This is a genomic window from Microbacterium shimangi (genome assembly GCF_043556445.1).
Taxonomy (GTDB): domain Bacteria; phylum Actinomycetota; class Actinomycetes; order Actinomycetales; family Microbacteriaceae; genus Microbacterium.
Map to the genome: position 1 here is coordinate 169354 of NZ_JBIGII010000002.1, position 18499 is coordinate 187852.

The 18499-nt window shown below is 68.7% G+C and carries 16 protein-coding genes; 7 read left to right on the plus strand and 9 right to left on the minus strand.

Features of this window, described 5'->3' with window-relative positions; all coding sequences use genetic code 11:
- Positions 1-28: 28 nt before the first annotated feature.
- From ACFXQA_RS01345 to ACFXQA_RS01375, 7 genes are all read right to left on the minus strand, one after another.
- Entirely contained in the window at positions 29-3535 is a 3507-nt protein-coding gene (locus ACFXQA_RS01345; RefSeq protein ID WP_394517989.1) for an error-prone DNA polymerase, read from the minus strand.
- Positions 3536-3574: 39 nt separating this feature from the next.
- Positions 3575-5209, minus strand: coding sequence for a DNA polymerase Y family protein (locus ACFXQA_RS01350; RefSeq protein WP_394517990.1), 1635 nt, complete (start codon positions 5207-5209; stop codon positions 3575-3577).
- Complete coding sequence (locus ACFXQA_RS01355; protein WP_394517991.1) at positions 5209-5928, minus strand: hypothetical protein; 720 nt, start codon at positions 5926-5928, stop codon at positions 5209-5211. Before ACFXQA_RS01355 ends, ACFXQA_RS01350 begins: the two co-directional genes overlap by 1 nt.
- 86 nt (positions 5929-6014) lie before the next feature.
- Positions 6015-6590 carry a cysteine hydrolase family protein gene (locus ACFXQA_RS01360; protein WP_394517992.1) on the minus strand — a complete coding sequence of 192 codons (576 nt, stop codon included), beginning with the start codon at positions 6588-6590 and terminating at the stop codon, positions 6015-6017.
- A gap of 37 nt (positions 6591-6627) precedes the next feature.
- A complete protein-coding gene (locus tag ACFXQA_RS01365; protein WP_394517993.1) occupies positions 6628-7125 on the minus strand; it encodes an HNH endonuclease in 498 nt (165 codons plus the stop codon).
- A gap of 341 nt (positions 7126-7466) precedes the next feature.
- Complete coding sequence (locus ACFXQA_RS01370) at positions 7467-8216, minus strand: M23 family metallopeptidase (protein ID WP_394517994.1); 750 nt, start codon at positions 8214-8216, stop codon at positions 7467-7469.
- Positions 8217-8603: 387 nt separating this feature from the next.
- Positions 8604-9302, minus strand: coding sequence for an iron-dependent transcriptional repressor DtxR (locus tag ACFXQA_RS01375; RefSeq protein WP_394517995.1), 699 nt, complete (start codon positions 9300-9302; stop codon positions 8604-8606).
- 104 nt (positions 9303-9406) lie between these two features.
- Here ACFXQA_RS01375 and serC point away from each other — a divergent pair, with 104 nt between their 5' ends.
- A complete protein-coding gene (serC, locus tag ACFXQA_RS01380) occupies positions 9407-10519 on the plus strand; it encodes a phosphoserine transaminase (protein ID WP_394517996.1) in 1113 nt (370 codons plus the stop codon).
- 100 nt (positions 10520-10619) lie between these two features.
- Here the strand turns inward: serC and ACFXQA_RS01385 are convergent, their stop codons facing one another.
- Together ACFXQA_RS01385 and ACFXQA_RS01390 are read right to left on the minus strand one after the other, a co-directional pair.
- A complete protein-coding gene (locus ACFXQA_RS01385; RefSeq protein ID WP_394517997.1) occupies positions 10620-11159 on the minus strand; it encodes a DUF3027 domain-containing protein in 540 nt (179 codons plus the stop codon).
- On the minus strand, positions 11143-11526 hold the full coding sequence (locus tag ACFXQA_RS01390) for a cold-shock protein (RefSeq protein WP_394517998.1): 384 nt from the start codon (positions 11524-11526) through the stop codon (positions 11143-11145). The genes ACFXQA_RS01385 and ACFXQA_RS01390 overlap by 17 nt, the downstream gene beginning before the upstream one ends.
- A 116-nt stretch (positions 11527-11642) precedes the next feature.
- On the opposite strand from ACFXQA_RS01390, the gene ACFXQA_RS01395 reads away from it, so the two are divergent.
- From ACFXQA_RS01395 to ACFXQA_RS01420, 6 genes are all read left to right on the plus strand, one after another.
- Positions 11643-11909, plus strand: a complete 267-nt coding sequence (locus ACFXQA_RS01395; RefSeq protein WP_394517999.1) for a multidrug ABC transporter ATPase — start codon at positions 11643-11645, stop codon at positions 11907-11909.
- A 2-nt stretch (positions 11910-11911) separates the two neighbouring features.
- A complete protein-coding gene (locus tag ACFXQA_RS01400; RefSeq protein WP_394518000.1) occupies positions 11912-13633 on the plus strand; it encodes a helicase-associated domain-containing protein in 1722 nt (573 codons plus the stop codon).
- Positions 13634-13686: 53 nt separating this feature from the next.
- Positions 13687-15336 (plus strand): DNA repair helicase XPB, encoded by a 1650-nt coding sequence (locus tag ACFXQA_RS01405; RefSeq protein ID WP_394518001.1) that lies wholly within the window; start codon positions 13687-13689, stop codon positions 15334-15336.
- 56 nt (positions 15337-15392) lie between these two features.
- Positions 15393-16085, plus strand: coding sequence for a response regulator transcription factor (locus ACFXQA_RS01410; protein WP_394518002.1), 693 nt, complete (start codon positions 15393-15395; stop codon positions 16083-16085).
- A gap of 157 nt (positions 16086-16242) precedes the next feature.
- The gene (locus tag ACFXQA_RS01415) at positions 16243-17904 is read left to right on the plus strand and encodes a sensor histidine kinase (RefSeq protein WP_481825240.1); all 1662 of its coding nucleotides are present in this window, start codon (positions 16243-16245) and stop codon (positions 17902-17904) included.
- A gap of 236 nt (positions 17905-18140) precedes the next feature.
- Entirely contained in the window at positions 18141-18428 is a 288-nt protein-coding gene (locus ACFXQA_RS01420; RefSeq protein WP_394518004.1) for a WXG100 family type VII secretion target, read from the plus strand.
- The last annotated feature ends 71 nt before the right edge of the window (positions 18429-18499 follow it).

Below are 18499 nucleotides of genomic sequence, written 5' to 3' on the forward strand. Positions count from 1 at the left end.
CCGGCCCTCCGTGGTCGACTCTAGGGCCTCACCGGAAGTCGCGGGAGGCATGCGCCACCCCGACCCTCAGGTCTTCGAAACGGTCGGCGAGCAGGTTCGTCACCCCCTCCATCGAACGCTCGAGGACTCCGCGCACGATGAGAGCGGGCGACTCGCGGGCGACCCGCCGGTAGCGGTTCCACACTCCGACCGAACAGATCACGTTCACGAGACCGTGTTCGTCTTCGAGGTTGAGAAAGGTGATTCCGGATGCTGTCGCTGGGCGCTGTCGATGAGTGACGAGCCCCGCAACCTCGACCCGCCTGCCCGACTCGTGGGTGCGCAGTTCATGGGAGGTGAGCACTCCCCGAGCATCGAGCTGCGATCGATAGTGGGCGAGGGGGTGATCGGTGGTCGAGACACCGGTGGCCCAGAGATCTGCAGCGAGCACCTCGTAGCTGGTCTGATCGGTGAACAACGGCGGCTGCACGGAGGTGAGCGAGTCGGGGAGGTACTCCACCCGGTCTTCGGCGGCCGAACCGGCGAGCCAGATCGCCTCTCGCCTACTCAGCCCGAAGCACTCGAACGCGCCCGCCGTCGCGAGCGACTCGAGCTGGGTGGCCGTGACTCCGGCGCGCCGGACGAGATCGCGCATGTCACGGTAATCCCCGCCGCGGTTCCGCTCGGCGATGATGCGCTCGGCCACTTTCTCGCCGATACCGTGGACGCCGGCGAGTCCGAGCCGGACCACGAATCCGCCGTCGCGCCGGTGCGCTTCGTACTCGTCGGGCTCGGACGCATCGAACTCCCCCGTCGGCGGCTGCACGCTCTGCGCACACGCATCGAGGCCCGTGGGGCCCGGCGCCGACGAGAATCGAGGAGATCTCGGGGATCGAGGACCGATCGGCCCCGCAGCATCCTCGATTCTCGAGGTGTCCTCTGGTTCGGAGGCGTCGACTCCTCCACCGGCAAGAGGTTCGAGCGTGGCCTCGGCCTTCGAATGCCGCAGATCGGGGCGACGCACTTCGACGCCGTGCCGACGGGCGTCGGCGGTGAGGGTCGCGGGCGAATAGAAGCCCATGGGCTGCGCCCGCAGCAGACCCGCGAGAAATGCCCCCGGGTAGTGCAGCTTGATCCACGAACTCGCGTAGACGAGCAGCCCGAACGACAGCGAATGCGACTCGGCGAACCCGAAATTGGCGAACGCCTGGATCTTCGCGTAGATGTCGTCGGCGACCTGGCCGACGAGACCGTTCTCTTTCATGCCTTCGTACAGCTTGTCGCGGAGCTTGTCGATCTTCTCGAGACCGCGCTTGGAACCCATGGCGCGACGCAGCAGGTCGGCGTCTTCCCCGGTGCAGTTGCCGACGGCGACGGCCATCTGCATGAGTTGCTCCTGGAAGACCGGTACCCCGAAGGTCCGCTCGAGTACCGGCTTCAGCTTCTCGTGCGCGTACGTGACCTCTTCCTGACCGAGCTTTCGTCGCACGAACGGGTGCACCGCCCCGCCCTGGATCGGCCCCGGCCGGATGAGTGCGATCTGCACCACCAGGTCGTAGAACTTGCGGGGTTGCAGGCGCGGCAGCAGCCCCATCTGGGCACGGGATTCGACCTGGAAGACCCCGATCGAATCCGCTCGGCAGAGCATGTCGTAGACCGCCTTCTCCTCCTTCGGCAGGGTCGAGAGCTCCCACTCCTCGCCCGTGGCGTCACGGATCAGGTCGAAGCAGTACTGCAGAGCGGCCAGCATCCCGAGCCCGAGCAGGTCGAACTTCACCAGGCCCATCCAGGCGGCATCGTCTTTGTCCCACTGGATGACCGTGCGGTTCTCCATGCGCGCGTGTTCGATCGGCACGACCTCGCCGACGGGACGATCGGTGAGCACCATTCCCCCGGAATGGATGCCGAGATGGCGGGGCGCCTTCAGCAGTTCGGCCGCGAACTCGATCACCTGGTCGGGGATGTCGTGGTCGGCACCCGTCTCGAGCACCGCCCCCCACCTCTCGACCTGCTTCGACCACGCGTCCTGCTGCCCGGGGGAATGGCCGAGCGCCCTCGCCATATCGCGGACGGCGTTCTTGGGTCGGTACTGGATGACGTTCGCCACCTGCGCCGCCCGATCGCGGCCGTACTGGCCGTAGACCCACTGGATGATCTCTTCGCGCCGATCGGAATCGAAGTCGACGTCGATGTCGGGCTCTTCGTCTCGAAGACTCGAGAGGAACCTCTCGAACGGCAGCTTGTAGTAGATCGAATCGACCGCCGTGATGTCGAGCAGATAGCAGACGGCGCTGTTGGCCGCGGAGCCGCGACCCTGACACAGGATGCCTCGGCGTCGCGCCTCTTGCACGATCCCCCAGACGATGAGGAAGTACCCGGGGAAGTCCTTCATCTCGATGACCTCGAGTTCGCGTTCGATCCGCTTGCGGTCTTCGAGGGTCAGCCCCGGGTACTTGCGTGGCACGGCCTCCCATACGAGATGGCGTAGGTACGACATCGGGGTGTGCCCCTCGGGCACCTTCTGCTTCGGCAGGGCGGGCTTCGCCCGGCGCAACGGAAAGGCGAGCTCATCGGCGAGCGAGACGGTGCGCGAGACCGCGCCCGGATACCGAGCGAAGCGGCGGGCCATCTCTTCACCCGAGCGCAGGTGCGCTCCGGCGTGAGCCGGAAGCCACCCGTCGAGCTCGTCGAGCCCCCGCCCCGCCCGCACCGCCGCGACGGCGGCGGCGAGCAGCTCGCGTTGCGGAACCGCGTAGTGCACGTTGTTCGTCGCCAGGAGGGGAAGACCCCGATCGGCGGCCAGGCGGGCGAGGACATCGTTCGTGCGACTGTCGAGCGGATCGCCATGATCCATCAACTCGACGTGCACGGCATCACGACCGAAAAGGGTGACGAGTCGGTCGAGTTCGATCCCGGCAGCATCCGGCCCCTCCGCAGCGAGAGCGCGACGCACGGCCCCCTTGCGGCATCCGGTGAGCACCGCCCACTGGGAATCACCGGGGCCGCCCGATCGCTCACCCAGCTCTGCGAGGTCGTAGACCGGACGCCCCTTCTCGGCACCGCGCAGCTGCGCCGCGGTCAGCGCCGCGGCGAGGCGGTGATACCCCTCTTCGCCGCGCGCGAGCACCAGCAGGTGCGAACCCACCGGGTCGGGCTCGCCGTTCTGCGGTTTGGGCAGCTCGAGCGAGAGCTCGGCGCCGAACACCGTCTTGACCTGCAGCTGCTCGGCCGCCTCGGCGAATCGGACGATGCCGTAGAAACCGTCGTGATCGGTGACCGCGAGAGCGTGGAGTCCGAGTCGCTCGGCTTCTTCTGCCAGCTCTTCTGGAGAGGACGCCCCGTCGAGGAACGAGTACGACGAATGCGCGTGCAGTTCGGCGTAGGGCACCGCCCCGTCGGGCCGTTCGATCTTGGGGGTGACATAGGTGCCGCGTTTGTGCGACCAGGCCGGGCTGTCGCCACCGTCTGCGCCGGCGGGGATGTCGCGGGGACGCCGCGTGTCGCTGAGCGCACGCTCGATCTCGGACCACGGCACGGGCGGGTTGTGCCAGCCCATCAGCCTCTCGCCCCCGTGCGCTCGCGCGATTCGCGGGGGTCAGTCATAGCGTCCCTCTGCTCTCCACTCGCCCGCTTCGCAGATCAGGAGCCACGCGGCCCCCTCGGCGTCGACGATCTGAAACCGGTGCGCCCGCCGCCCGCGGAGGGGATCCCATCTGCGTTCGCTGATCGGCCACGGACCCGCCCACGCATCGATGCGGCGCCGTCGCCCCGCCGCCTCGAGGTGCGCCGGGGGTGCGCTCAGCACCTCGCGCTCCCCCACCGACACCACAGACCCGGCGATGTCGGTCACCTCGACCAGGCGCGGCTCGGGGAACACCGTCGCGGGCAACGGATCGGGAAGACTGCCCGGCCACGGCCGTGAGCGCTCTTTCGCGGTCACCGCCCGGTCACCCCACGGCACCGGCACCTGGCGCTCGGCCAGCCAGCGGCCCCCACCGATGACCGGTGTGACGACGCTGCGATGCCCGAGCATCGCCTGCACGCGCGACAGGGCGTGGTGCACGCGTTCGTCGGGTCCTGCACCGAACAGCCCTCGGACGTGATGGGATGCTTCGTCGACCGCCTCGGGAGAGATCCGTACTCCGGTGACACCACTGCCGAAAGTGCCCTGTGCCTCACGGAGGGCGGCGAGCTGCCACCGCACCCGGTCGACGACGGCGGCCGCGTCGAAGGACGCAGGGTGCAGCCACACCCTCTCGCTGCGTTCGCCGCGATCGCCGGTGAGTTCGACGCGCAGTTCGGTGCAGACGAGATCGACGGCTCCGAGGCCCGCGACGAACTCGTCGGCGGCGATCCGCATGCCGAAGGCGATCTGCTCGGCGAGCTCGAGGGGCGGCTCGAAGGCGACCGACCGATGCAGTTCGGGCGGGGGCGTGCGCGGCTGAACGGGATGGGAGTCACGGCCCGAGGCGAGCGCGTGCTTTCGCACCCCCGGTTCGCTGAACCGCTCCCGCACCCGATCGACCTCCATCGCGGCGAACCCACCGAGGGTGTGCACGCCGAGTCGCGAGAGGAGCCCGGCGAGCTCACCGCCCGCGGCCGCAGACGGCATCCCCGGAGAGGCATCGATCACGGAGATCGGCAGGGGGGCGAGAAAACTCGCCGATTCTCCTTCGGGCACCACCCGCACCGGCGCGTCGGCGCGAGCAGCACGTGCGGCCTGCTCCGCGGCGAACGGCCCGTCTGCCACACCGACCCGAACACCCGTGATGCCCTGCTCGGCGAGGACGGCGAGCAGCACGTGCGCAGCCTCCGCCTCACCGCCGTAGTAGCGCGCCGGCCCGCGTGCGCGCAACGCGCAGAGCCCGGCGCGCACGATCTGCACGCCGGGGGCGAGCTGCTCGATCTGCGTCACCACCGGCGAGAAAGCCCGATGGTCTCGGGCATCGTCGGCCGCGATGACCACCAGCCGAGGACACACCGCCTGCGCGTCTCGACGGCGCTGCCCGCGCCGCACTCCCTGATCACGTGCAGCCGACGAACATGCGATGACGACGTTGCGTTCGAACACGGCGGTGGGAGCCCCCGCTTTCGCCGCGGCCGTCGCCGACGGCTCTCGCAGATAAGCCGTGACGGGCCAGTCGGGAAACCAGAGCACGAGGCTGCGCGTGGGCGATCTCTCGGTGCGGGGCGCCGACGCTCTCTCTGGGCTACGGGGCGGTGCGTTCATCAGCCGGCCACCGCCGTTTCGTACTCGTCGGGGAGCGCCCGCAGCCGCGGCTGCTCGCCGACCTGACCCACGAGGCTCACCGTGCCGTCTGCAGCGGGCAGCAGCATGCGCGCACGCCTCGCCCCCGGGGATCGCCGATGCGTCACCGATACGGTGAGTTCGCGCCCCGCCAGGTAGCCGTGACCGTTGCCGAGGCCCGCCCATCGCGAGTCGGTGACATCGATGGTGGCTTCGGCCTGCGGCCAGGCACCCTGCACGAGAAGCACCGAACCCCGATCGCGCAGCCGCGCAGCCAGCCGTGCCACCTCTTTCTCGGATACCCGCGAGGGCGGGCGCACGGCGACCACCGGCAGTACCTCTGCAATCGTCGCGGTGACCGCCAGCCACCGGGGCCCGGGGTCCGGAACGAACACCAGCCGCTCGAGGTCGAGGCCGTAACGCTCGGCCGCCTCGGCGCCGAGCTCGGGCATGCCGACCGCACCGCACCACGCTCCGTCTTGAGAGGGACGCGCCATGAGCGCCAGAAGCAATGACGCAGACGGGCTGAGCGAATAGGCCGCGCCGGGCCGCAGGCCACCGCCGGGCAAAAGCGAAGTGAAGGCCGGGTGTGTCGGCAGCACCGGCGCATCGAGCCGACGGCCCTGCATCCGCTCGAGCTGCGCACGCAGCTCGTGGATGTCGTTCACCGCCTCGGCGCTCGTCGCCATCATCGCCCTCATCGACTCAGGCTAGAACTAATGTTCTAGCGGATCAAGATGAGATGAGCGTATGAACGACCTCCGACATCGGATATCGGGGTTATTCGTCAGTTATGTTCGATACTCGCCAGAATCTCCGAGGTGGTCTCGATCCGCGCGAAACCCCCGCCCTGCAGCACCAGAGCCGTCGCCGCCATGAGGTCAGCGGCGGAACGCTCCACGCGCCCGAGACCGGAGATCTCGGAGACGAGATCGAAAGTACGGGTCGCGTCGAGCGCGACGGTCACGTCGTAGCCGAGGTTTCCCGCCATCCGCGCGGTGGTCTCGACGCACATGTTGGTCTGGATGCCGCAGATCACCACCGAACGGATGCCGCGTTCCTGCAGCCATGCGTGCAGATCGGGTTCTCCGTAGAACGCGGAATTGACGTGCTTGGTCACGAGCACCGACGGCGACGCGGCGGCGACCGCATCGATCAGCGCATTCCCGTCTGCATCCGGATGAAGCGGCGAAGCCGCAGACTCCGAATCGTGGCGGACGACCACCAGCGGCTCGCCGGCCCTCTCCCATTCCGAGACGAGTGCGGCGACGTGGCGTTCGCAGTCGGGGTTGGTCGTCGGTCCCCAGAAATCGAGGTCGTCGAACCCCCGCTGCATGTCGATGACGAGAAGGGCACGTGGCATCACCCCAGCACATCACATGCCGGCGACAGCGCGCGACTCAGGCGGCGAGCGCCAGATACGGCTCCCAGCGCGGGTCGGCGCGCTCGGTGCCGCGCACGGTCCACTGCGAGCCCCGAGGCGCCTGGGGCACGAGACGCAGCTCCCAGTGCATCTCCTGAGGCGTGCGGTCGCTCTTGACGTTGTTGCACACCAGACAGCACGCCACGAGGTTCTCCCAGGTGTCTTTGCCCCCGCGGGAGCGCGGCATCACGTGGTCGATGGTCGAGGCCGCCTTGCCGCAATACGCGCAGCGATGGGCGTCTCGACGCAGCACCCCTCGCCGCGTGACCGGCACACGGCGCGAGCCCGGTACCCGCACGTATCTCGAGAGCACGATGACGGCCGGGCGATCCCAGTGGCCGGTGCTCCCCCACACCGGCTCGCCCTCGACGTGCTCGATGACGGTGGCTTTCTCGCTCATCACGAGCACGAGGGCTCGCTTGAACGACACGACCGCGAGCGGCTCGTAGCCCGCGTTCAGTACCAGAGTGCGCATTTCGGCATCCTCTCGAACGGTCCGGGACGGCTTCCCGGGTTATTCGACGTGCGACGCGTGTGTCTGCGGAGGGTATGAAAAAGGCGCTGTCTTCACAGACAGCGCCAGGCAACTGCGGCTACGCCGCAGCATCCGATCTCACGATGCCGAAGGACGAGCAGACCGAGCGCATCCATGGTTCGGATACGTGGTGTTGCGCCCATCGGCTTCCTCCGCTTCTCTCAGCGTCGAAGAAAGGGTAACCCACCCCCGCGCACCCGCGGGTCGCCGGAAAGGGAAACAAAAGGCGGCGTGTCGGAGAACGAATTCTCCGGCACGCCGCCCGTGATGTTCGAAGGGTGTCAGCTGGCGTTCTGCTCGAGCCAGGCCCACGGGTCGACCACGGCGTTGTTGATGTGCACCTCGAAGTGCAGGTGGTTCGCCGTCGAGCTGCCGGTGCTGCCGACGAGACCGATGATCTGCCCGGCTTCGACCGTCTGGCCCGAGACGACCTGACGGCTGCCGTAGGTCATATGGCCGTAGAGGGTGCTGACCCGCTGGCCGTCGATGACGTGGTCGATCGTGACGGCGACGCCGTAGCCGCCGAAGCTCTCTTGCGAGACACGCACGACGCCCGCCGCGGCGGCGAACAACGGGGTGCCGCCGGGTGCGAGGAGGTCGACGCCCTGGTGGTAACCGGAGTCGCCCAGGCCACGACCCTTGGTGAAGCCCGAAAGCGGCCAGCGCACCTCGCCGGAGCCGGGGGCGGTCATCGTGAGATCGACCGGGGTCGAGAACGGGGTGGAGCTGGAAGTGGTGGTGGTGACCCGCGCGGCGATCTGTCGAGCGCGCTCGGCAGCCGCTTCGGCCGCCTTCTTCTTCTCGATCTCTTCTGCCGTGGTCGCCGAGTAGCTGCTGCGGTCGAGCTGCACCGCGGTGACGTCGGAGGCCACGACGAGCGACTGCGCATCGTCTGCCGCCATCTGCTGCAAGGTCTTGGCCTCGGCGGTGGGCCGCCAGGCCGCGTAGGCCGGCAGAGCGACGGTCGCGATCAGGCCGACGACCATCGTCAGGATCACAACGGTGCGGACCGGCTTGACCTGGGCGCGCACGGAACGGGGCGCGGTGGCGGGAGCCGACTTCGCGACGGTCCGCGGCGTTGCCCGCGGTGGTCGTGAGCGGGGGTGCCGTCGATCGCGGTTCCTGCGGGTGAGATCGGTCACGTCTTGCTCGGGTGCAGACGCGTCCGAATGGGTTGGTTCAGCCAAACTTTTCCTCCGGCGCCTCTGCGTGGGAACGCTGACTCGTCGACACTCGGTGTGGGGCACGATGTGCGGGTTCACCCTCTGCGGACGACGAGCCGATGAGGCAATCTGCGAGGGGTCCGTTGGCGGGCTTCTCGCCTGTGGACGAAAGTCACGCTACCGGAAGGTAACGAATAAGTCACGCCGAGGGCCGGCCGGCGGTGGATAACTCCCCCGGAGCGGGCGCGGGGAGGATCAGCGCGCGTCGACGAGGAAGATGTGCGAGGCGACCTCGACGGGAAGCTCGAGGCCTTCGAAGGAGCCGTCCATCTCGACGAGGACGTACCCCTCGTTGAACCGGTAGCTCCCGGTTGCACCGGGCATCACACCCGCTTCTTTGAGCTGCTGGAGCAGCTCGGGGTCGACCTGCGCCGGCTCTGCCAAGCGCCGGACGGTGCCGGTGATCGGGCCGCCCTCGTCTGTCAGCTTGCGGACGAGGCCGACGACGCCCTGCTCGAAGGTGTTCGCCGGGTGATCGCCGAGCTGATCCAACCCGGGAATCGGGTTTCCGTAGGGCGACTCGGTCGGGTGGCCCAGCAGTTCGACGAGGCGTCGCTCGACCTGCTCGCTCATGACGTGCTCCCACCGGCAGGCCTCTTCGTGCACGTAGGCCCAGTCGAGCCCGATCACGTCGCTGAGCAGACGCTCGGCGAGACGGTGCTTGCGCATCACGTCGACCGCCTTCTGGCGCCCGGAGCCGGTCAATTCGAGACGACGATCTTCGGAGACGACCACCAGACCGTCGCGCTCCATGCGTCCGACCGTCTGCGAGACGGTGGGGCCGGAATGACCGAGTCGTTCCGAGATGCGCGCGCGCAGAGGAACGATGTTCTCCTCCTCGAGTTCGAGGATCGTGCGGAGATACATCTCGGTGGTGTCGATGAGATCTGTCATGGGGTCCTCAGCCGTGCGAAGGGGGCACTCCAGCCTATCCGCTGGCCCGGACACCGGGCCGGGGGCGGACGGGCCGTGCGGGCGGCTGACCATACAATCGAGCCATGTCGCACGTGGAACTGCCGAAGGATCTCCTGCCCACCGACGGTCGATTCGGCTGCGGGCCGTCGAAGATCCGCGGGGCGCAGCTCGAAGCCCTCGTGACCCGCGGCGCGGGGATCCTGGGCACCTCGCACCGCCAGGCACCGGTGAAGAATCTCGTCGCCGGCGTCCGCGCGCAGCTGGCCGAGCTGTTCCGCCTCCCCGACGGGTACGAGGTGATCGTCGGCAACGGCGGGTCGACCGCGTTCTGGGACGCCGCGGCCTTCGGTCTCATCGAGTCCCGCAGCCAGAACCTCGTTTTCGGCGAGTTCGGCGGCAAGTTCGCCGCCGCCGCGAAGACCCCGTGGCTCGAGGCACCCGACGTGCGCAAGGCCGAGCCCGGCTCGAGCGTCGTCGCCGAGGCCGTCGAAGGCGTCGATGTGTATGCCTGGCCCCACAACGAGACGTCTACGGGTGTCGCCACGGCGATCGCCCGCGTCGCGGGTGATGCCGGTGCACTCACGGTCATCGATGCGACCAGCGCCGCCGGCGGCATCGACTTCGACGTCCTCGAGACCGACGTCTATTACTTCGCCCCGCAGAAGAACCTCGGCTCCGACGGCGGACTCTGGTTCGCCGTCGTCTCGCCCGCCGCCATCGAGCGGATCGAGCGGGTCGCCGCATCCGGTCGCTACATTCCCGAGTTCTTGAGCCTGAAGAACGCCCTCGACAACTCGCGCCTCCAGCAGACGCTGAACACCCCCGCACTCACGACCCTGCTGCTGCTCGACGATCAGTTGTCCTGGATCCTCGGCAACGGCGGTCTCACCTGGGCAGACGCCCGCACGCGCGAGTCGTCGGGCGCGCTGTACTCCTGGGCTCAGGGATCGACGTTCGCGACACCGTTCGTCGCCGACGCCGCAGACCGTTCGCCCGTGGTGGTGACGATCGACTTCGACGAGAACATCAATGCCGCAGCGATCGCGCAGGGCCTCCGCGCGAACGGCATCGTCGACACCGAGCCCTACCGCAAGCTCGGTCGCAACCAGCTGCGCGTCGCCACCTTCGTGTCGATCGAGCCCGACGATGTGCGTCAGCTCATCCGCTCGATCGACTACCTCGTCGAACGGCTCTGACAGCGCCGAGTCGACAGATCGACCGGGCGTCTGACGATCGGCGCGGCGCGCTGAGTATCAGACGCCGCGCCGATTCAGACGGGCGGATGCTGCGGAGACGTCAGCGCTCGTCGTCGTCGAGCGCGGGCTCTTCCAACTCCGGCGCGTCGCCGTCGAACTCGTCGTCGGGGGCGTTGTCGTCGAGCTGGTCGATGTCGACGCCGTCGACGTCACCGGCATGAGTGCGACTCACGGCCGCGTCTTCGTCGTCGTCATCGAAGTCGTCATCGTCGTCGAGGTCGTCGTCGTCCCCCGACTCGGCGGCCTCCGCGAGCGCCGTCTGAGCGGCCTGGTAATCGGCCAGCCGTTCGTCCCACGGCACCCAGTCGGGCGCGAGCAGGGCGCCGTCGCCGGGAAGCAACTCGACCTCGAGCACGGTCGGGGCTTCGCCCTCGACGCGATCCACCGTGACGGTCCAGAACCAGCCGGGGTAGCCCGGCAGCGTGTTGGCGAAACGCAGCGAGACCGCTCCACCCTCTTCGACGGTGTAGCCGGCGGGTTCGCCGATCGTGTGCGCCGGCGTCACCTCGCTGAGGGCGACCACGGCGAGGTCTCGCGCGGCCAGCAGGTCGGCGTCTACGGACTCAGGCGTCGAAGTCATCGGCTACCTTGCGCAGCACAGCCGCGATCTTCTTCGAGTGCGCACCGTTCGGGTAACGACCGCGACGCAGGTCGCCGCCGATGCCGTCGAGGAGCTTGACGAGGTCTTCCACGATGATCGCCATGTCGTCGGCGGGCGTGCGAGCACGTTTCGCGAGGCTCGGCGGGGCATCGAGAACGCGCACCGAGAGCGCCTGAAGGCCGCGCTTGCCGTCGGCGACACCGAATTCCAGCCGGGCGCCGGCCTTGAGGGCGGGGGTACCGTCGGGCAGCGCCGTGGCGTGCAAGAAGACGTCCTGGCCGTCATCGGTCGTGATGAAGCCGAACCCCTTCTCCTCGTCGTAGAACCTGACTTTGCCGGTGGGCATCTGGCACAACCTCGCGGGAGTTCGGGAGTCCGTGCAGCGCACGGACGGTGGGATCGGGGCAGGCGAGCCCCTCGCCCCAGCCTACGACACGCCCGCCAGGCGCTACGCTGGGCCGGATGAGTCCTCCAGCGCGTGACGAGATGCCGGTGCGCCGTATCGACCGTTTCCTCACCTTCATGTCGCTGGGCCTGATCGTGGTGTCGATCCTCTGCGTCTTCGCGGCGATCTTCTCCCGCCCGCTGGGAGTGACCAACTACGGCGAGGGCCTCTGGCCGCTCATCCTCCTCCTCCCGAATATCGCGCTTCCGCTCGGATTCGTGCTGATCGTCGTCTTGTTGGTGATGAGCTTCCTGCGGAGGGCTCGGGCCAACAAGGGTCATTGACCATGGCCGCCGCCTCCGACCAGCGCGCGCTCGCGTCGACCCTCACCGACCGCGGCGACGCGGAGTTCGCGCAACTCTTCGCCGTCCGGGGCGTCTCGCCCACCGCGACCTGGCGCGATCTGTACGACGCGGCCGAAGCGCTGCTCGAACCCACCGCTGTCGGTCGGGCGCTCGACGCGCTGCCCGCCGCCGCGGCGTACGCACTGACGACCGCGGTGACCACCGGGACTCCCGTGGCGGAGTCGGCGCGCGCAGATCTCGCCGCCCGAGCGCTCGCCACAGCCGACGGCGAAGTGTTCCAGGCGGTCGGCGACGCCGTCCGCGAGCGTCTTCCGATCACCGATCCGCCCATCGCCGCGAGACCGGCATCGACGCCCGACGATGACGCCGCCGCGGCCGAGCGCGCGTTCACGTCGGCAGCATCCCTCGCCGACGTTCTCCTCCTCTGCCTCGAAGCGCCGCTCGGTCGCATCGGATCCGGAACGCTGGGCGCGGTCGACCGCCGTCGCCTGGTCGAAGCCGGGGCGATCGCCCACGCCGAAGACGCCGACCCGCTCATCGAGGTGGCCGAAGCCGGGGGGCTCCTCGTCGGTCGCGAGCGCACCTGGCTGGTCACGCGCTCCGCCCGCGAATGGCTGCACGCGACGACGGCCGTGCGGTGGGAGACGCTCGCACTGAGGTTGCGCGACGCCCTGCCCGAGGGCCTGCGCTCGCCCGGCGGCGGATGGATCTCGGCCGCGGAGTGGCCCTCCGCCTACCCCTTCCTCCGCTCGTGGCCCGCCTCTGCCGAGCAGTGGCGGCGGCGATGGGTCGCATGGGGGCTGTTCACCCCGCTGGGGGCGGAGCCGACGTGGGTCACCCCTCTCGCCCGGGGCGAAGGCGTCGACGCCGACGTCTGGGCGAAGATGCTGCCGACCGAGGTCGACCGCCTCTACCTCCAGAACGACCTGACCGCGATCGCGCCAGGCCCGCTCGCCCCCGAACTCGACGTGCGGCTGCGCACGATGGCCAACCGGGAGTCGCGCGCTCAGGCGACGAGCTACCGGTTCACGGCGTCCACGATCGGTGCCGCGATCACGGCCGGCGAAACGGCGGAGTCGCTGCGCGAGTTCCTCGAGTCGGTGTCGTTGACCGGTCTCCCCCAGCCCCTCGCCTACGTCATCGAGAGCACCGCCGCCCGGCACGGGCAGATCCGCGTCGGACGCGACGACGACGCCGGGCTCACCCGCGTCACGAGCGATGACCCGGCCGCGATCGCGACGATCGCCGTCGATCAGGCTCTGCGCTCCCTCGGGCTTCAGCGCGAGACCGACGATCTCATCTCGCGTGTTCCCGTCGACAGCGTCTATTGGGCCCTGGCCGACGCGCGGTATCCCGTCATCGCCGTCGACGGCGCGGGTTCGACGCGCACCCTCGATCGCTCGCGCATCGCCGAAGACCCGATCGCGGAGCCTGCGACCCAGAAGTACGCGGCCCTCCTCGCGCGGTTGCGCTCCGGCGGTTCCGACGGCGATGCCGCGTGGCTCGAGCGCGAGCTCGACCAGGCCGTGCGCGCCCGCGCCGTCGTCGATGTCGTCGTGAGCCTGCCCGATGGCAGCACACGCACCTTCCGCCTCGAGGCGACGGGTCTCGGCGGCGGGCGTCTGCGGGGCCGCGACCGAGGTGCCGACGTCGAACGTACGCTGCCTCTGCGGAGCATCGTGAGCGTGCACCCGGTCTTGTGATCGGGCACCCGCGGCGCCCTCGTCGATCGCACGGCCCCGTAGAATAGGCACCTATGGCTGACGGCCCACTCATCGTTCAGAGCGACCGCACGGTCCTCCTCGAAGTCGCGCACCCGGATGCGGAGAGCGCCCGCCACGAGTTGGCGATCTTCGCCGAACTCGAGCGCGCCCCCGAGCACATCCACACCTACCGGATCACGCGGCTCGGGCTCTGGAATGCCCGCGCCGCCGGTCACGGTGCCGACGACATGCTCGCCACCCTCGAGCGGTGGTCGCGCTTCCCGGTGCCCGCATCGGTGTCGATCGACATCAGCGAAACGGTGAACCGCTACGGGCGCCTCGTCATTGAACGCGACGCCGAGGGTGCGCTCGTGCTCCGGTCGACGGATGCGGCCGTGCTCGCCGAAGTCGCTCGGAACAAGCGCATCCAGCCGCTCCTGCTCGGGCGCCCGTCCCCCGACTCGTTCGCGGTCGACGCCTGGGCGCGCGGTCACATCAAGCAGGAACTGCTGAAGATCGGCTGGCCCGCCGAAGACCTCGCCGGCTACACCCCGGGAACACCGCACGAGATCGAGCTCGCCGAAGACGGATGGACGCTTCGCCCCTACCAGCGGCAGGCGGTCGACATCTTCGTCGAGGGCGGCTCCGGCGTGGTCGTGCTGCCCTGCGGGGCGGGCAAGACCCTCGTCGGCGCGGCGGCGATGGCCGAGACGAAGACCACGACGCTCATCCTCGTCACGAACACCGTCAGCGCACGGCAGTGGCGCGACGAGCTGCTGCGTCGCACCTCGCTGACCGCCGACGAGATCGGCGAGTACTCCGGTCAGGCGAAAGAGGTCAAGCCGGTCACGATCGCGACCTACCAGATCCTCACCGCGAAGCGGGGCGGGCAGTACGCGCATCTGGCCCTCCTCGATGCGCTCGACTGGGGCCTGGTCGTCTACGACGAGGTGCACCTTCTCCCTGCCCCGGTATTCAAACTCACCGCCGACCTGCAGGCGCGGCGACGCCTGGGGCTCACCGCCACCCTCGTTCGCGAGGACGGGCGCGAGGGAGATGTCTTCAGCCTCATCGGCCCCAAGCGCTTCGACGCGCCGTGGAAAGAGATCGAGGCCCAGGGCTTCATCTCACCCGCCGCCTGCTACGAGGTGCGCGTCGATCTGCCGGCCGGAGACCGCATGGAGTACGCCGCGGCAGCCGACGAAGACCGCTACCGCCTGGCGGCGACAGCTCCTGCGAAGATCGACGTCGTGCGTGGCCTGGTCGACCGGCACTCCGGCGAGCGCATTCTCGTGATCGGCCAGTATCTCGATCAGATCGATCTGCTCGCAGAATCGCTCGGCGCCCCGAAGATCACCGGCGCGACGCCCATCCCCGAGCGTGAAGAACTCTTCCAAGCCTTCCGCGTCGGAGACATCAGGGTGCTCGTGGTGTCGAAGGTCGCGAACTTCTCGATCGACCTCCCCGAAGCATCCGTCGCCATTCAGGTCTCGGGTTCGTTCGGCTCCCGTCAAGAAGAGGCTCAGCGCCTGGGCCGTCTGTTGCGCCCCAAGAAGTCGGGCAACACCGCCAGCTTCTACACGCTCATCGCGCGCGACACGGTCGATCAGGACTTCGCGCAGAACCGGCAGCGCTTCCTCGCTGAGCAGGGCTACGCCTACACGATCCTCGACGCCGACAGCATCCTCACCCCGGCCGCCTGAGCGCCGTACCGCGCGGTGTTCAGCGCATCCATGGCTGAAATGGCGATAATGAGCGCATGAACGCACCGCGCATCCTCGTCGTGGACGACGAACCGAACATCCGCGACCTGCTCATCACGAGCCTGCGCTTCGCCGGGTTCCAGGTCAGGGCCGTCGCCAACGGCGCGCAGACCATCTCGGCCGTGCTCGAGGAAGAACCAGACCTCATCGTGCTCGACGTGATGCTCCCCGACATGAACGGCTTCAGCGTCACCAAGCGACTTCGCGGCGCCGGTTACACGGCGCCGATCCTGTTCCTCACCGCGAAGGACGAGACCGAAGACAAGATCACCGGCCTCAACGCGGGCGGAGACGACTACGTCACGAAGCCTTTCAGCCTCGACGAGATCGTCGCGCGCATCCAGGCGATCCTGCGTCGCACGATGCAGGCCGACGAGGAGTCGGTCATCCGCGCCGGTGAACTCACGATGGACCAGGACACCCACGACGTCACGATCGGCGATGTGTCGATCGACCTCAGCCCGACCGAGTTCAAGCTGCTGCGCTACCTGATGCTCAACCCGAACCGCGTGCTGTCGAAGGCGCAGATCCTCGATCACGTCTGGGAGTACGACTTCAACGGCGACGCCGGCATCGTCGAGAGCTACATCTCCTACCTGCGCCGCAAGATCGACCCGCATTCTTCCGAACCCCTGATCCAGACCAAGCGGGGCTTCGGTTACATGCTCAAGGCCGGCAAGACCGTCTGATCGCCCGCGAAAGCGGGGGGCACGATCGGGGGCCATTCTGAGCGACAAACAAGACGCCGTCACCTCGTGGTGGCGCAGCCTCAGCCTGCGTGCGAAGGTGACCGGCGTCACGGTCACGCTTCTCGCGGTGGGGCTCCTCGCTGCGGGCATGGGGACGATGGCCTTCCTGCGCACGACGCTCGTGAACAACCTCGATGCGTCGCTGCAGCAATCGGTGGTCGGTGATCTGGCGAGCAGCGTCTTCGACATCAGCAGCACTGATGGCGTCATCCGTTTCGAGCCGCGCGACGATGCCGCCCTGACCGAAACCTTCGTGGTGATCTACAGCCCCGACGGCGCGATGCAAGCGGTCTACGACGGAACGAACGCGACGGCGGCAGCCCCTGCGATCCCCGATTCGTGGCCCCTCGAGGTCACGTACTTGAGGATGAACGAGGCGTTGATCCTCAGCGACCCCGACACCGGCGTCCAGTTCCGCGGCGCCGTGGGCATCCTGCCTGTCGACGGCACCGCCCAGGTCTACACGCAGATGGCCATTCAGCCGCTCGCTCCGACGGAGCGGGTCGTCGGAACGTTCGTCGGCATCTACAGCATCCTGGCCCTCCTGATCCTGCTGCTCAGCGCCCTGCTGACCCGTTACCTCGTCACCCTCACCTTCCGCGGCCTCAGCCAGGTCGAGGCGACCGCCATGTCGATCGCCGCGGGCGACTTCAGCCAACGTATGGCCGACGTGGTTCCGGGCACCGAGGTCGGCCGGTTGAAGGGGGCCATCAACACGATGCTGGGGCGCGTGGATGCTTCGCTGCGGCAGCGCGACGCGACCGTGCGCCAGATGCGGCGGTTCATCGGTGACGCCAGCCACGAGTTGCGGACCCCCCTGGTGACCGTGCGCGGCTACGCCGAGCTGTACCGCATGGGCGCCATCCGCAGCGAAGAAGACGTGGCGCAGTCGATGGAGCGCATCGAGAAGGAAGCGATCCGCATGGGGGTGCTCGTCGAAGACCTACTCGCGCTGGCTCGCCTCGACGAGCAGCGCGATGTCGAGATCACGCCGGTCGATCTCCGGCCGATCGCGCGTGATGCCGCGCTCGATCTTCGTGCCGCCTCTCCGCAGCGGGTCGTGACCGTCGAGGATACGACAGCGGTCGCCGACGTCCCCGTCCCCGTCTCCGAGCCGGAGCCGGCGCCCGCGCCCGCGCCCGCGGAACCGATCGGGCCCGTCGATACCGCGGAGTCGAAGCCGACGTCCGAGGCGCGTCGGCGCACCTCCCCGGCGACCTCGGCGATCGCGATCGCGGGTGGGGCGTTCTCCCGACTGCGCCGACGCCCGCGGTCAGACGACGCGGGGGCGGATGCCTCTGTCTCGCCCGAGATCGAGATCGTCGAGCCGGTGGTGCTCGGCGAGGAGAACCGCATCCGCCAGGTCGTCGCGAACCTGCTCGGCAATGCGCGCAGGTTCACCACCGAAGACTCCCCCATCGACCTTCGGGTCGGCACCGATGCGACCGCGGGCATGGGCTGGATCGAGGTCATCGACCACGGCGACGGGGTTCCCGAGCAGATTCGCGATCAGATCTTCCAGCGGTTCTGGCGCGCCGATACTTCGCGCACCCGCGAGACCGGCGGCGCAGGGCTCGGCCTGTCGATCGTGGCATCGATCGTGGACGCCCTCCACGGCACCGTCACCGTCTCGGACACGCCGGGCGGCGGTGCGACCTTCCGGGTCTCGTTCCCCCTCGTCGAGGCGGAGACCGAAGAGCTCACCGACGTCGACACCCGCCCGATTTCCAGCATCCGCCGAGATCCCCCGGCTCGCTGACGCGGCTCTTCGCGCCGTCCGCGCGACTTCGCAGCAGCACCCGCCATCGGCGCTGCACTTTGCGTCATCCGCGCCAGTGATCGATGGCGCGGATGACGGCAAATGCAGCGGACCTGAGAAACCCTCGCTCCTCCCCAGGCCGCGGGCTCGCCGACGAGTGCACAGCCGTGGCGGGCGCAGCTTCTCGGCGCGCGAGGCGAGCCTACATTTGCGGCATCCCATCGAAAGGAATGCCCATGGCCGTCTTCTCCGTCGACAGCGACGCCGTCCTGTCCGCCACTTCACTCGTGCAGGGCACGGTGAGCAGACTCGAGTCGGAGTCCACCGCGCTGCTCTCCCAACTCACCCAGCTCCAGGGCTCGTGGACGGGCTCGGCGGCGATCGCCTTCCAGGGTGTGGTCGAGCGCTGGCGAAGCACCCAGCGCCAGGTCGAAGAAACCCTCGGCGACATCAACAGCGCGCTCTCTGCAGCCGGACGCCAGTACGCCGACGTCGAGCAGGCCAGCGCCAGCCTGTTCCGCTGACCCGCGCCAGGAACGAAAGAACGGCCCCTCCGCTGCTCTGACGAGCTGCGGAGGGGCCGTTCTTTTCGACT

Excerpts from the sequence above, each read along its gene's own strand:
- ACFXQA_RS01345 (WP_394517989.1), bottom strand. The coding sequence starts at position 3,535 with ATGGGCTGGCACAACCCGCCCGTGCCGTGGTCCGAGATCGAGCGTGCG.
- ACFXQA_RS01350 (WP_394517990.1), bottom strand. The coding sequence starts at position 5,209 with ATGAACGCACCGCCCCGTAGCCCAGAGAGAGCGTCGGCGCCCCGCACC.
- ACFXQA_RS01355 (WP_394517991.1), bottom strand. The coding sequence starts at position 5,928 with ATGAGGGCGATGATGGCGACGAGCGCCGAGGCGGTGAACGACATCCAC.
- ACFXQA_RS01360 (WP_394517992.1), bottom strand. The coding sequence starts at position 6,590 with ATGCCACGTGCCCTTCTCGTCATCGACATGCAGCGGGGGTTCGACGAC.
- ACFXQA_RS01365 (WP_394517993.1), bottom strand. The coding sequence starts at position 7,125 with ATGCGCACTCTGGTACTGAACGCGGGCTACGAGCCGCTCGCGGTCGTG.
- ACFXQA_RS01375 (WP_394517995.1), bottom strand. The coding sequence starts at position 9,302 with ATGACAGATCTCATCGACACCACCGAGATGTATCTCCGCACGATCCTC.
- serC (WP_394517996.1), top strand. The coding sequence starts at position 9,407 with ATGTCGCACGTGGAACTGCCGAAGGATCTCCTGCCCACCGACGGTCGA.
- ACFXQA_RS01385 (WP_394517997.1), bottom strand. The coding sequence starts at position 11,159 with ATGACTTCGACGCCTGAGTCCGTAGACGCCGACCTGCTGGCCGCGCGA.
- ACFXQA_RS01390 (WP_394517998.1), bottom strand. The coding sequence starts at position 11,526 with ATGCCCACCGGCAAAGTCAGGTTCTACGACGAGGAGAAGGGGTTCGGC.
- ACFXQA_RS01395 (WP_394517999.1), top strand. The coding sequence starts at position 11,643 with ATGAGTCCTCCAGCGCGTGACGAGATGCCGGTGCGCCGTATCGACCGT.
- ACFXQA_RS01400 (WP_394518000.1), top strand. The coding sequence starts at position 11,912 with ATGGCCGCCGCCTCCGACCAGCGCGCGCTCGCGTCGACCCTCACCGAC.
- ACFXQA_RS01405 (WP_394518001.1), top strand. The coding sequence starts at position 13,687 with ATGGCTGACGGCCCACTCATCGTTCAGAGCGACCGCACGGTCCTCCTC.
- ACFXQA_RS01410 (WP_394518002.1), top strand. The coding sequence starts at position 15,393 with ATGAACGCACCGCGCATCCTCGTCGTGGACGACGAACCGAACATCCGC.
- ACFXQA_RS01415 (WP_481825240.1), top strand. The coding sequence starts at position 16,243 with ATGGCCTTCCTGCGCACGACGCTCGTGAACAACCTCGATGCGTCGCTG.
- ACFXQA_RS01420 (WP_394518004.1), top strand. The coding sequence starts at position 18,141 with ATGGCCGTCTTCTCCGTCGACAGCGACGCCGTCCTGTCCGCCACTTCA.